13 protein-coding genes are annotated in these 13385 nt (G+C 68.2%); 2 read left to right on the forward strand and 11 right to left on the reverse strand.

The window, feature by feature from the left end; translation table 11 throughout:
• Positions 1-6: 6 nt before the first annotated feature.
• The 4 genes from BLR41_RS18750 to rsfS all read right to left on the reverse strand — a co-directional run bounded on the left by BLR41_RS18750 (position 7) and on the right by rsfS (position 3111).
• A complete protein-coding gene (locus BLR41_RS18750) occupies positions 7-855 on the reverse strand; it encodes a ComEA family DNA-binding protein (protein ID WP_245694487.1) in 849 nt (282 codons plus the stop codon).
• A gap of 279 nt (positions 856-1134) precedes the next feature.
• On the reverse strand, positions 1135-2049 hold the full coding sequence (locus BLR41_RS18755) for a DegV family protein (protein ID WP_092631021.1): 915 nt from the start codon (positions 2047-2049) through the stop codon (positions 1135-1137).
• 40 nt (positions 2050-2089) lie between these two features.
• A complete protein-coding gene (locus tag BLR41_RS18760) occupies positions 2090-2704 on the reverse strand; it encodes a histidine phosphatase family protein (RefSeq protein ID WP_092630769.1) in 615 nt (204 codons plus the stop codon).
• Positions 2701-3111 carry a ribosome silencing factor gene (rsfS, locus tag BLR41_RS18765; protein ID WP_092631025.1) on the reverse strand — a complete coding sequence of 137 codons (411 nt, stop codon included), beginning with the start codon at positions 3109-3111 and terminating at the stop codon, positions 2701-2703. The genes BLR41_RS18760 and rsfS overlap by 4 nt, the downstream gene beginning before the upstream one ends.
• A gap of 786 nt (positions 3112-3897) precedes the next feature.
• Between rsfS and BLR41_RS18770 the strand changes: the two genes are divergently transcribed.
• Positions 3898-4368 (forward strand): DUF421 domain-containing protein, encoded by a 471-nt coding sequence (locus BLR41_RS18770; RefSeq protein WP_245694489.1) that lies wholly within the window; start codon positions 3898-3900, stop codon positions 4366-4368.
• Here the strand turns inward: BLR41_RS18770 and nadD are convergent, their stop codons facing one another.
• The 4 genes from nadD to BLR41_RS18790 form a co-directional block, all read right to left on the reverse strand.
• On the reverse strand, positions 4369-4992 hold the full coding sequence (gene nadD, locus BLR41_RS18775; RefSeq protein WP_092630773.1) for a nicotinate-nucleotide adenylyltransferase: 624 nt from the start codon (positions 4990-4992) through the stop codon (positions 4369-4371).
• 127 nt (positions 4993-5119) lie between these two features.
• On the reverse strand, positions 5120-5341 hold the full coding sequence (locus BLR41_RS18780; RefSeq protein WP_092630776.1) for a ferredoxin: 222 nt from the start codon (positions 5339-5341) through the stop codon (positions 5120-5122).
• A 151-nt stretch (positions 5342-5492) separates the two neighbouring features.
• Positions 5493-6692, reverse strand: coding sequence for a cytochrome P450 (locus BLR41_RS18785; RefSeq protein ID WP_092630779.1), 1200 nt, complete (start codon positions 6690-6692; stop codon positions 5493-5495).
• 142 nt (positions 6693-6834) lie between these two features.
• Complete coding sequence (locus BLR41_RS18790) at positions 6835-7425, reverse strand: TetR/AcrR family transcriptional regulator (protein ID WP_092630782.1); 591 nt, start codon at positions 7423-7425, stop codon at positions 6835-6837.
• 379 nt (positions 7426-7804) lie between these two features.
• Between BLR41_RS18790 and BLR41_RS18795 the strand changes: the two genes are divergently transcribed.
• Positions 7805-9919, forward strand: a complete 2115-nt coding sequence (locus BLR41_RS18795) for a RecQ family ATP-dependent DNA helicase (RefSeq protein WP_245694490.1) — start codon at positions 7805-7807, stop codon at positions 9917-9919.
• A gap of 385 nt (positions 9920-10304) precedes the next feature.
• On the opposite strand, the gene proB is transcribed toward BLR41_RS18795, so the two are convergent.
• The 3 genes from proB to rpmA all read right to left on the reverse strand — a co-directional run bounded on the left by proB (position 10305) and on the right by rpmA (position 13371).
• Entirely contained in the window at positions 10305-11441 is a 1137-nt protein-coding gene (gene proB / locus BLR41_RS18800; protein WP_092630786.1) for a glutamate 5-kinase, read from the reverse strand.
• Positions 11438-12946 (reverse strand): GTPase ObgE, encoded by a 1509-nt coding sequence (gene obgE, locus BLR41_RS18805; protein WP_092631031.1) that lies wholly within the window; start codon positions 12944-12946, stop codon positions 11438-11440. Before obgE ends, proB begins: the two co-directional genes overlap by 4 nt.
• Positions 12947-13113: 167 nt before the next feature.
• Positions 13114-13371 (reverse strand): 50S ribosomal protein L27, encoded by a 258-nt coding sequence (gene rpmA, locus BLR41_RS18810; RefSeq protein ID WP_092630789.1) that lies wholly within the window; start codon positions 13369-13371, stop codon positions 13114-13116.
• Positions 13372-13385: the final 14 nt, after the last annotated feature.

The following is a 13385-nucleotide window of genomic DNA, read 5'->3' on the forward strand; positions in this document are numbered from 1 at the left end:
GGCGCCTCACACCCGAACCAGATCGCGCAGCCGCGAGAGCCGCACCGTCCCGATCCCGTCGACCTCGCGAAGCTGGGTCACCGACTCGAATCCCTCGTTCTCGGCACGCCAGCGCAGGATCGCTGCTGCCGTGACCGGACCGATGCCGGGCAGTTCCCGCAACTGTTGTTCATCGGCCCGATTGAGATCCACCTTCGAGGACTCGGTGGCGGTGGTGCCTTCCGGTGCCGACCTCGAGGCACGTGACGGCACCGGGATCCCGACGTAGAGCTGTTCCCCGTCGGACAGTTCCCGAGCCAGGTTCAACGCCAGGGTGTCCGTCTCGGGTAACGGACCTCCCGCCGCTCGCAGCGCGTCGGCGACACGGGACCCCGCCGCCACGGTCACCAGTCCCGGCTCGTGCACTCGTCCCACTACGCTGACCACCAGCTCGGTTTCAGGGGAGGTGGTGACGGCCGCACCGGTCACCGCTGCCGACTCCGGAGCGGGAATCCGAGTCGAGGGAACAGGTGTGGTCCCACCACCGGAATCACGGCTCAGCAGCAGGACGCCGCAGCCGATCACCGCGGCGAGAACGACGCCGATGCACCCCACCCGGCCCGGATCCAGCAGCACCTCGCGCGGTGTTCGGGGCAACCACCGCCGCGCCCGGTCCCCGGTTTCCGTCCTCTCGTGGATTTCCGTCGCCTCGGCGGAATCCGCGGTATCGGCCGCGGAGACCGTTTCGGTCGTACCGTCCTCGGAACCCATCAACTGCCGCAGCCGTCGACGCGCCGGGGGAAGCTCGTCGTTGGCCGCGGCGACGATCCGTTCGTCCGAAGGGGACGAGTCCTCGGGCCGGAAGAGATCGGGCATACCGGCGAAGCTAACCGGCGGCGCACCGGCCGGGAACACCGAAGAACGCCTCCGGTGGACAGCCGAGTACGTTGTGGACACGTACGCGGCGAGCCGCACGATACGAGGCGGAGCCGAGTGCCGCGCGGCGAAGTGGCGAACCGGAACGCGCCGCAGGGCGCCGCGCCCGGATCACTGCCCGGATCACTGTCGGGATCGCTGCCCAGTCACGCGGTCGAGTTCCGCCGAACGAGCGCCTCGACGCCCCGACGCCCCGACGACCCGAGCGGAGAATCCCGATCAGTCGCCGAAAGGTGGGGTGCCGGTGGTACTCCACCCACCGGGCAGCACGACGACTCCCACCGACCCCGGCCCGATGTGGGCTCCGATGGTGGCTCCGACCTCGGAAACAACGCAGTCGGAGCACCCCGGCAATCGCTCTCGGATGTTTCGGGCGAGCGTCTCGGCGCGTCCCGGTGCCGCCAGGTGGTGGACGGCCAGCGCCGGTCCCCGCGGGTCGCCGGTGGGGAACCGCTGCGTGGGCGCCGTCTCCGCCACCGCCTCGACGGCCAGCTGCTCCAACCTTCGCACGGCCGCGCTGGTGGTCCGCACCTTCTCGGCGGCGTCGATCACGCCGTCGTGCAGGTGCAGCAGCGGCTTGATCGCCAGGGCCGTTCCCAACAGGGCTGAGGCGGTGCCGATCCGCCCGCCCCGGCGCAGGTACTCCAGTGTCTGCACCGAGAAGAGGATGGTTCCGCGCTCCGCCACGCGCTCGGCCACTCCGGTGACCTCCTCCAACCCGGCACCCTCGGCGGCCAGCTCGGCGGCGGCCAGCACGGCGAATCCCAGCCCCATGGCCACGGAGCGGGAGTCGACCACGTTGATGGCCGAGGGCGCCACTTCGCGCGCGGCGGTGCGAGCGGCATCCACCGTGCCGGAGAGCTCGCCGGAGAGGTGGATCGAGAGCACACCATCGGCTCCCCGGTCCAGCGCCGCGCGGTAGGCGGCGGCGAACTCGGCAACCGCCGCCCCCGAGGTGGTGACCCGCCTGCCGCGACGCAGCTCCTCGGTCAGTCGCCCCGGACCGAACGAGGTCTCGTCGCTGTACTGCTCGGCCTCCGTGCTCACGTGCAGCGGAATCACACGTACGCCGTAGTACTCGACCCGTCGCGCGGGCAGGTACGCGGTCGAATCGGTGACCACGGCGACGCTCAACGCGAGCCCCACCGAGAACCACGAGCGGACCGGGGGAGCGTCATTCGACGAACCCGCCGTTGTAGGTCGTCAGTCGCCAGCCGTGCTTGCCGAGGGTGCTGCGGGAGAGCACGGTCCAACCGCAGTTGCCCACCCCGCCGAGGCTGGACCAGATCTCGGTCGGCCACCCGAGCAGTCTTGCGGTCAGCGCGGTTATCAGACCGCCGTGCGCGCACAGCAGCGCCGTGCCCTCCATGACCTCGTCGAGTTCACACACCACCTCGTAGGCGCGTTCGGCGACCTCCACCCTGGTCTCGCCGTCCGGTGGTGCCCAGGTCGGCTGGGTGCGCCACGTCCCCATCGCCCCGGGCCATCCCTGCTCCACCTCGGCGCCGCTGAGTCCTTGCCACTGCCCCAGGTGGGTTTCGCGCAGCCGCTCGTCCAGCCGGACCTCCTGCCCGGTGAACTCGGCGAACGCCGCGGCGGTGGTGCTGGCACGACGCAGGTCCGAGCTCACCGCCACCTCGGGGCCGAACCCGGCTACCAGGGGCGCGGTGCGTTTGGCCTGTTCCAGACCGAGTTCGGTGAGTTCGGAGTCGAGGTGCCCCTGGATACGGCCTGCCAGGTTGTAGTCCGTCTCGCCGTGCCGCCAGAGCACCAGACGTTGCAGGGTCACGCTTGACTGCCCTCTTCACTGTGCTGTTCGGCGGAGTCGGCGGGAGCACCGTCGTGGTCGAACTCGATGACCGGGCAGTCCTTCCAGAGCCGTTCCAGCTCGTAGAAGGCGCGCTCCTCGGAGTGCTGCACGTGCACGATGACGTCGACGAAGTCGAGCAGCACCCAACGTCCTTCCCGGGTGCCCTCCCTGCGAACCGGTTTCGTACCCGCGGCCCGCATCTTCTCCTCGATCGCTTCGACGATCGCTCCGACCTGCCGCTCGTTGGAGGCGGAGGCGATCACGAAGCAGTCGGTGATGATCAGTCGGTCGGACACGTCCAGCAGAAGCAGTTCCTCGGCCTTCTTGTCCGCCGCCGCCCGCGCGGCCACCAACGCCAAGCTGCGGGCGTTCTCACTGGCTGCCACATCGCTCCTCTCGGTGGTCACGGTCTGCCACCTGTACTCCGAACGAGGATAACCGTCCCCCGCTCGGCGGGCGGAATCCACCGTACCGGCCGGGGCAGGGGACGAGCTCCGTGCGCAGGACCCGAGAGCTCGCTCCGCATGAGGAGTTTTCACCTGTTCACAACTCGCGTGAAGCTGTGAGCACTGCACTCAAGCTTTTCCAGGACTCGTGCTTTCAGCAAGTACACGGAAGAGATCGATCGGATATTCGCTCCCGTGCAGTCGTGACATTCGCGAACGCACGGCACAACGCACGGCTCCGTGAAACGATCGCGAGTCACCGGAGTACCGGCGAAGCAGTGAGTATTCATCATGAGTCGGTGCTGAACGGACGGGAACGAGATGTTCGAGCTGCTGGCGAAAGTCTCGCACAACGCCGCGCCAAACTTCGCGAGATCGCGGGAAAAGCGGCGGGCAGGAAGCGCTGATCACTCGATCCGGACGGTTTCGGTGTGTCCGATGAGGGGTACGCCACACACAGCTCCGTTGTCTTGTCTTGACACGAGATCAGCCGGGATAGCGAAGCAGCGTGGTTAAGCAGGCAGCCGGGCTGCGAAGCTCCGTTCGGCGTGTCAGTGGCATGGTGCCGCTGCTGCGTCTCTCAAGTACTTACCCGGGAGGTATGCGGTGTTCAGCGGCTTGATCACGAGTTGGCAGGCGCTCGTACTAGTGGTCATCTCCACATTGGGAATCTACGTGGCAATGATCATTTTTTCGCGTGTCGCGGGGCTCCGATCGTTCTCCCAAATGACGAACTTCGATTTCGCGGCGACGGTCGCGTTCGGCTCGATAATGGCGACCACCGCCGTGAGTTCGGGGGTGAGCCTGCTGCAAGGAATCATCGCCCTGGGAATGCTCTTGGCGGCACAGACGTCGATCGCCGCCCTACGAAAACGAGGGAGCTTCGAGCGGCTCACCGATAACCGACCCCTGCTGTTGATGGACGGGCGGGAGGAACTCAGTCGCAACCTCGAACGCGCCCAGATGACCCGCGACGACCTCTACTCGAAACTACGTCTCGCGGGAGTAACGCACTTGGAGCAGGTCCAAGCTGTCGTGTTGGAAACCACGGGCGAGGTTTCGGTACTTACGGTCGACCCCAATGGGCGCTCCTTGGAGAACCGTATGCTCTCCAGCGTCGAAACTTCCCCGGAGTCGCCGCGACACGCACCTCCCGATCCACCGAACCGGAACTCTTCCGGCCAACAAGACACCTGATCACGGCCCCCACTCCTGCGCCGGGGACTGGCCGAAGCGGCGGTAGAGGCCGCGTTTGCTGATGTACTGGACTATTCCGTCCGGAACGAGGTACCAGACCGGCAGGCCGGACGCGACGCGCTGCCGGCATCCGGTGGAGGAGATGGCCATGGCGGGGATCTCGACCAGGCTGACCGAACCACGCGGCAGGTGTTCGTCGTCCAGGGAATACCCCGGACGTGTGACTCCGATGAAGTGCGCCAGGCCGAACAGGTCATCCACCCGGTGCCAGGAGAGAATCTGCTCGAGCGCATCCGCCCCGGTTATGAAGTACAACTCCACGTCGGGGTACTGCCGCCGCAGGTCGGAGAGCGTGTCTATCGTGTAGGTCGGCCCACCGCGGTCGATGTCGACCCTGCTGACCGAGAACCGCGGGTTGGAGGCGGTGGCGATCACCGTCATCAGGTAACGGTCCTCCGCCGAGCTCACATCCTCGTGCCCCTTCTGCCAGGGCTGCCCGGTCGGCACGAACAGCACCTGCTCCATGCCGAACTGGGCCTGCACCTCACTCGCTGCGACGAGATGGCCGTGATGGACGGGGTCGAAGGTTCCCCCCATGACGCCGATTCGGCGAGGACGCGACATGGTTCCCCAGCATAGTCGCCACCCGACGGGAAGATCCCGGAAGGACGCCGTGCCGTGACTGACCCCACGAGGGACGACGCACGCTCACCCGCGGGACACGGCGGGCACCGCTAGGAGCGCGCCGCGGTCACGGCTCGGGCGCCAAGGTACGGCCCGACTGCGCGTCGCGAACACGGATCGCCTCCACCGGACAGGACTCGGCCGCGTCCACCACGTCGTCATTCGGCTCGGTGTCCGTTCGTAACGGGCGCGAGACACCGTCGACCAGCTGGAAATGCTTCTCGGCGATGGCGGCGCACATCCCCGAGCCGATACACGTCTCGCCGTCGACCTCGACCTGCCAACTCATCCGATCACCTTTCGCGTTTTACGGCGCTGACGTCACTGGTTCCGCGTGTTCCTCCCACGGTTTCCGCTCCCGACACGGTGAGACCGGCGGACGGAAGGCTCCACCGGAATCCGGGCAGCACGGCGCTGCCACCGAGCACCAAGTCGCCGAATCACCAGGTCACCGGGAGATCCCTCGGTCCGCGCACCAGCATCCCGGTCTTCCAGGAGACATCCGGTTCCTCCACGGCGAGCCGCAGATTCTCGAAGTCCCGCAGCAACGTGCCCAGCGCCACCTGCAGTTCCATCCGCGCCAGCTGCGCTCCGAGACAGTGGTGCGGCCCGTGCCCGAAGCCGATGTGGGAGTTGGAGTCACGTCGCAGATCGAGCCGGTCGGCCTCTTCGAAGACGGACTCGTCGCGGTTGGCCGAAGCGAGACTGGCCAGGACCGGCTCACCCGCACGGATCAGCACCCCGCCGAGCTCGACGTCCTCCAGGGCGTAACGCGGAAAAGCCGCGTTGACTCCCAACGGGACGAACCGCATGAGTTCCTCGACGGCGGCGGGGATCCGGTCCGGATCGGCACGCAGCCACTCGAGCTCCTCGGGATGCGTCAACAGCACGTAGACGAAGTTGGGGATCTGGGTGGCCGTGGTCTCGTGACCGGCCACGAGCAACCCCACCGAGAGGTCCAGCAGTTCGGTCTCGGAGAGCTTGTCCTGTTCGTCCCTCGCCTGGATCAGCGCGCTGAGCAGATCGTCGGCGGGACGCTCCCGCCGCTGCTCGACCAACCCGGCCATGTAGGCGCGCATCTGTCCGATGTAGTCGTTGACCTGCTGCTCGGACAGCTTGCTCGTGGACAGGAAGGCGTCCGACCAGACCCGGAAGTCGGTCCTGTCCTCGTAGGGAACACCGAGCAACTCGCAGATCACGGTGATCGGCAGCGGCAACGCGAACTCCTCGACCAGATCCAGCGGGGGCCCGCTGCGCCGCATGGCCCGGCTCAGGTCGTCGGCGATCCGCTGCGCGCGTGGCCGCAGCTGCTCGACCCTGCGAGCGGTGAACGCCTTGGCCACCAGCTTGCGCAACCTGGTGTGCTCCGGTGGGTCCATCGTCAGGATGCCGGTCTGCTGCGGGTTCGGGCGTGCGCGTGGCTCGTCCTTGCCCACCGTGGCCGCGCGACTGAAACGCGGATCAGCGAAGACTGTTCGCACATCGGAGTGTCTGGTGGCCAACCATGCCGCCTCGCCGTAGGGAAGCTGCACCCGCGACACCGGTTCCTGCTTGCGCAGCTCCGCGTAGAACGGATCCAGCCGCAGCCTGTCGGGCGCGCTGAACGGATAGGTTCGCGGCGTCGGGTCGACGGTGGTCATGCTCGGCTCCCGGACACGAGACGACAAGTAAGCAACTGCTTACTATCCGAATGGTAAGAGTCCGAACCGGGCCACGCATTCCGCCGAACAGGTAACGGACGTCCCCGTAGCCCGGGAACAAGCCCGGACCGGACGACACCGGTCACTCCTCTCCGGAAGACGCGTTCCGCTCCAGGAGCAGCGGAACGGCACGCATCAGGTACTCGACGACCACCTCGGGCGAAGCCTCGGCCAACGGGCTCTTGCGCAGCACGGATCGCATCATGCCCACACCGAAGAACCAGGCGAGCACGAGGTCGGCGCGCAACTCGGCATCCGGGGCGTCGGTGAGCGAGGCCAGCCGATCCGAATAGGAACCACCCAGCTCGTCGCGCAACAACGTGGCCGCCCGCTCGTCACTGAGGGAACGCAACAGGGCCACCAGCGTGTGTTCGGCACCGGAACGCGTGTGCTCGGACAGCACGCTCTCCAGGATGCGACGCGGCAGTTCCGCCGCGGGCTCGCTGCGCAGCAGCGCCTCGCTGTTGTGGCTGAGCACCTCGGCGAACAGCTCCTGTTTGGAACCGAAGTACCGGAACAGCAGTGCCTGGTTCACCTCGGCACGCGCGGCGACCTCGCGGACCGTGGTCTGGCCGAAACCGCGCTCGGCGAACAGTTCGCCCGCCGCACGCAACAGCGCCGTCCTGGTGGCCGTCGGATCACGCTTTCGCCGTGGCTGCCGGTCCTCGCACAAACCCGCCTCCCGAGACGGTGCCGACACGCTCGTCAGATCACCGGAAGTGCCGCACCGACCGCCGGAAATCGTGACACGACCCACTACAACACAGGAGTGAGCCGAGCAACACTTCAGCCGTGTCCGGTTGATGGTCACCCAAAGCGGTCGGCCGTGCTCGGCGGCCCCCTCTCGCTACGCTCGACCCTCCGCCGCTGGTTCGCCGGGCCGCGCCGCTGGTTCGCCGGGCCGCGCCGCTGGGCCGCACCGTTGGGCCCCGAACCGTACGCGAGCCACGTGGGCGTCGCGGTGCTTCAACAGCCCCGGAGAAGCCGACATGCGATGGGCGAGCACCCACCCGTTGGGCCCGACGACAGCGGGTTTCGGTAAGAATCGGCCCGTGGACGAACAGGCGCTTCGAGAAATGGCCGAGGAACACCTCCGCGCGCTGGCCGGACCGACGGCCACGCTGCGCGAGGACCAGTGGAGCGCCATCCGCGCCCTGGTGCTGGAGCGGCGTCGAGCCCTCGTGGTGCAGCGGACCGGTTGGGGCAAGTCGGCCGTCTACTTCGTGGCCACGGCCCTGCTGCGCGACCTGGGCGAAGGACCGACCGTCATCGTCTCCCCACTGCTGGCGCTGATGCGCAACCAGGTCGAGGCCGCAGCCGCGGCGGGTGTGCACGCCGCCACCATAAACTCGGCCAACCAGGAGGAGTGGGCCTCGATCGAGGAGGAAGTCGCCGTCGGCGATGTGGACGTACTGTTGGTCAGCCCGGAGCGACTGAACAACCCCGACTTCAGGGACAACGTACTGCCGGAACTCACCCGCAACACCGGGCTCGTGGTGGTCGACGAGGCCCACTGCATCTCCGACTGGGGGCACGACTTCCGACCCGACTACCGCAGACTGCGAACCCTGCTGACCGAACTGCCCGAGGGGGTGCCGGTACTGGCCACGACCGCTACCGCCAACGACCGCGTGGTGCACGACGTCTCCGAGCAGCTCGGCGTCACCGAGGACTCGGCCTCCCCCAACCCCCCGCTGGTGTTGCGCGGCTCGCTGGACCGCGAGAGCCTCCGACTCGGCGTGGTTCCGCTGCACTCCACCCGGGAACGCCTGGCGTGGCTGGCCGACAACCTCGAACGACTTCCCGGTTCCGGGATCATCTACACCCTGACGGTCTCCACCGCGGAGGAGGTCGCGGACTTCCTGACGGACCGCGGTTTCACGGTCAGCTCCTACTCCGGCCGCACCGAGGCGAACGAGCGGGCCGCAGCGGAGTCGGCACTGCTGAACAACGAGGTCAAGGCACTGGTGGCTACCTCCGCGCTGGGTATGGGCTTCGACAAACCGGACCTCGGTTTCGTGCTACACCTGGGTGCCCCCGCCTCCCCCATCGCCTACTACCAGCAGATCGGCCGCGCCGGACGCGGTGTCGAACGCGCCGAGGTGGTGCTGCTGCCCGGCGACGAGGACCGTCGGATCTGGGACTACTTCACTTCACTGACCTTCCCCGGCGAGGAGACCGTGCGCGCGGTACTGGCGACGCTGGAGAGCGCCGACAAGCCGCTTTCCACCGCCGCGCTGGAACCGCACGTGGAGTTGAGCAGGTCCCGGCTGGAGATGGTGCTCAAGGTGCTCGATGTGGACGGTGCGGTGCGGCGCGTGAAGGGCGGCTGGACCGCTACCGGCGTCGCGTGGTCCTACGAGAGCGAACGTTACGAACGGATCGCGCGGCAACGAGAGGTCGAACAGCAGTCGATGCTGGAGTACCAGCGAACCGCGAAGTGCCGCATGGAGTTCCTGCGTGCCGAGCTGGACGATCCGCACGCCGCACCGTGCGGGCGTTGCGACAACTGCACCGGAACGAGGTACTCCACCGAGGTGAGCCCGGACACCTCCGAGTCCGCCCGGCAGCGGCTGGAACGCGCCGGGATCACACTGAGCCCCCGCAAGATGTGGCCGAACGGGATGCGGGAGGTCGGGATCCCGGTCTCCGGCAAGATCCCGCCTGCCGAACAACACGAACCGGGACGTGCGCTCGGCAGGCTGAGCGACATCGGCTGGGGTGACAAGCTGCGCGAGCTGCTGCGTGCGGACGCTTCCGACCGCGAGGCACCGGAGGAACTGGTGCAGGCCTGTGTACGGGTTCTCGCCGAATGGAACTGGAAGGACCGGCCGGCGGGAGTCGTGGCCGTGGGCTCGTCCTCGCGGCCGACGCTGGTTTCCGGCTTGGCGGAGCGGATCGCCACCATCGGCAGGCTGCGGCTGCTCGGTCATGTGGCACCCGATCCGAGCCGGGCCCCACGAGGCAGTCACAACAGCGCACGGCGGTTGGCCGGGTTGTGGTCACGCTTCAGCCTGCCGGAGGAACTCCCCCTCACCGACCTCGACGGACCGGTGTTGCTGGTGGACGACTACACCGACACGGGGTGGACCCTCACGGTGGTGGCCCGCATGCTGCGCAAGTCCGGGGCCTCCGGGGTGCTCCCCCTCACCCTCGCGAGCACTTGAGAATTCTCGGGACCGTTGTCGTGGGTGCTTCCGCGGTGGAACCTCCGACGGCGTCTCGCTGTGTTCCTGGGTCGGTCGCTCCGGCGCGGTGGTCGGGTAGCCGGTGCGACCCGCGTGGTCGCTTCTCGGCAGCGTTATCGGGGGCGTCAATTTCTCGCGAAATCGCCGGGCCACTTCGAGGCGAAGCGGAGCTCCCACCACGTCCGCAAACCGAACTCCTACCCCCTACGCGGTCGGCACCGCCGCGGGTTCTCCGGTGCGGCTCTCGTGAGGAAGGCCCGACGTGGCGTAGGTGGCTACTCGATGTCGGGCCTCACCGGAGCGAGAGCCGTGCGAGAGGTTCCGCCACCCGGCCAACCGAGCAAAGCACCGTTCCGAGCGAAACTCAGGTGAGGGGGGCCAGATCATCTGCGTGCACGACCTCACGCCGCTGTTCGAGCGGGAGCTCGTGACTGGAACGGCCGATCAGGCCGGGCAGTTCGGCAGCGTCGAAGCACACCACGCCACGTGCCACCACCGAGCCGGACGGTCCGGCCAGTTCGACGACGTCGCCGCCCTCGAACGCCCCCTCGACCCCGGTGATACCCGCGGCCAGCAGGGAACGCCGTCGCCGCAGCACGGCGTCGACGGCTCCCTCGTCGAGGTGCAGCCTGCCCTGCGCTCCGGCGGCGTGGGCCAGCCAGAAACGTCGTGCGGACAACCGCGGTCCGGTCGCCGCGAACACGGTGCCCACGTCGGCACTGCCGAGGGCATCGCCTGCCAGGTCCGCCGAGGTGAGCAGCACGGGTATACCGGCCGAACAGGCCACCCGGGCGGCCTGCACCTTGGAGGCCATCCCGCCGGTTCCCACCCCGGAGGTTCCGCTCGTCCCGACGGTGATCCCTTCCAGATCGCGCGCTGCCGAGATCTCACGAACCGGACCGGCCGCACCGTCACGCGGGTCGCCGTCGTAGAGCGCGTCGACGTCGGAGAGCAGCACCAGGGCGTCGGCACCGACGAGGTGGGACACCAGCGCGGCCAGCCGGTCGTTGTCACCGAAGCGGATCTCGGCGGTGGCGACCGTGTCGTTCTCGTTGACCACCGGGACGGCGCCGAGGTTCAACAACCGGTGCAGCGTGCGGTGCGCGTTGCGGTAGTGCGCCCTGCGGACGACGTCGTCGGCGGTCAGCAGTACCTGTCCCACGGTGAGGCGGAACCTCGCGAACGAGGCGGCGTAGGCGTGTGCCAGCGCCTGCTGCCCCACGCTGGCGGCAGCCTGCTGGGTGGCCAGGTCCTTGGGCCGTTTCCCCAGTTCCAGCGGAGCGATCCCCGCCGCGATGGCTCCGGACGAGACGAGCACGAGCTGACTGCCCTTCGCCATCCGCGCGGCGAGGGTTTCCACCAGAGCCGTAAGACGGTTCTCGTCGAGACCGCCCTCGGCCGTCGTCAGCGAGGAGGAACCGATCTTGACCACGACCCGGTGCGCCGCCGAGATCGCGTTCCGGGTCGGAGATGACAGGGCGGCGAGTTCACCGGAACTCATAGCGAGTCGTCCTCGTCGTCGGAGCCCTCGCTCGTGTCGTACTCGGCCATGGGGTGCCCGGACTCGTCGGTGGTCCCGGTACGTCGGGCACGTTTGGCGGCCTTGCGCTGGTCGGCCGAGGTCCGGGGCGGCCCCCCGGCACGAGTGGCACGCACGGCCGCGTTGCCCTCCGGGGTGGTGGGTTCCCAGTCGAAGGTGACCGAGCCGATCGTGACCTGACTGCCGGGCTGGGCTCCCTGCCTGGCCAGTTCCTCCTCGACACCGAGTTTGGCCAGCCTGTCGGAGAGGTAGTCGACGGCCTCCTCGTTGTCGAAGCTGGTCTGCATCACCCACCGCTCGGGCTTGTCCCCCCGCACCACGTAGGCATCGGGTTCCTCGGGATCGGCTTCCACGGTGAAACCACCGCTGTCCACGGCCTTCGGCCGCACCGTCGGGCGGCTGGGCTCGGGAGCGGGCAGACTCGCCCGGAACCGCTCCACCTCCTCGGCCAGGGCGAAGCGGAGTTCCCGGAGTCCGTCGTGGGTGGCGGTGGAGACCTCGAACACCGGCCAGCCGCGTTCGCGCACCTGCTCGTGAACCAGATCGGCCATGGCGCGGCCGTCGGGGATGTCCATCTTGTTGAGCACGATCAGGCGCGGACGTTCGGCGAGGTCCACCGCGCCCTGTTCCTCGCTCAGGGCAGGGGTGTAGCGGTCCAGCTCGCTTTCCAGCGCGTCGATGTCGGAGAGCGGGTCCCGCTCGGGCTCGAAACTCGCGCAGTCGACCACGTGGACCAGCACCGCGCATCGTTCGAGATGCCGCAGGAACTCCAGTCCGAGGCCACGTCCCTCGCTGGCGCCGGGAATGAGCCCGGGGACATCGGCGACGGTGAAGACCTTGTCGTCCGCGCTCACCACACCCAGGTTGGGGGTGAGCGTGGTGAACGGGTATTCGGCGATGCGGGGTTTGGCGGCGGAAAGCACCGACACCAGGGAGGACTTACCGGCCGAGGGGAAACCCACCAGCCCCACGTCGGCGACGGACTTCAGCTCCAGCACCACGTCCTGCCGCTGTCCGGGCTCACCCAGCAACGCGAAACCGGGAGCCTTCCGGGCCCTGGAAACGAGCGCGGCATTGCCCAGGCCACCGCGGCCGCCACTTGCGACCACGAACCTGGTGCCCTCCCCGACGAGGTCGGCCAGCACCTCCCCGTCGGGGGTGGAGACGACGGTTCCCTCCGGAACCGGCAGTTCCAGGTCCGCACCGGCAGCGCCGTTGCGCATACTGCCGCGGCCCTGGGTACCGCGGGTCGCGGTGAGGTGCGGGCGGTAGTGGAAGTCCAGCAGGGTGTGCACCCCGGAATCCACCACGAGCGTGACGTCACCGCCCTTGCCGCCGTTGCCGCCGTCCGGTCCCCCCAGCGGCTTGAACTTCTCCCGGTGGATCGAGGCGCAACCATTACCTCCGTCACCTGCGGCGACATGGATCGTCACGCGATCGACGAAGCGCGACACGAAAACCTCCAGGACCGGGGAGAAACCAAGCGAGGGGCGGGTCACGGTGCACGGACCGGACCCGCCCCTCGCGGAAAACAAGTGCGTGCCCGAAAGCGGATCGCCCTACCGGAGTCGATCACCTCGTGCGAGGGAGTTCCGGTACGGGAGCCCGCTCCGGGGCACGTCGCGAAGCCGGTTCAGGCCTCGCTCGGTACGACGTTGACAAACTTCCGGCCGCGCCTGCGCGCGAACTCCACCGAGCCGGACGAGAGTGCGAACAGCGTGTCGTCGCCGCCGCGCCCCACGTTGCCGCCGGGGTGGAACTTGGTGCCGCGCTGCCGCACCAGGATCTCGCCTGCGTTTACCTTCTGGCCGCCGAAACGCTTCACTCCCAGGAACTTGGGATTCGAGTCACGGCCGTTCCGAGAGTTGGACGCGCCCTTCTTGGTTGACATGTATTCTCACGCCC

Origin of the sequence: Actinopolyspora mzabensis, assembly GCF_900101095.1 — a bacterium.
Classification (GTDB): domain Bacteria; phylum Actinomycetota; class Actinomycetes; order Mycobacteriales; family Pseudonocardiaceae; genus Actinopolyspora; species Actinopolyspora mzabensis.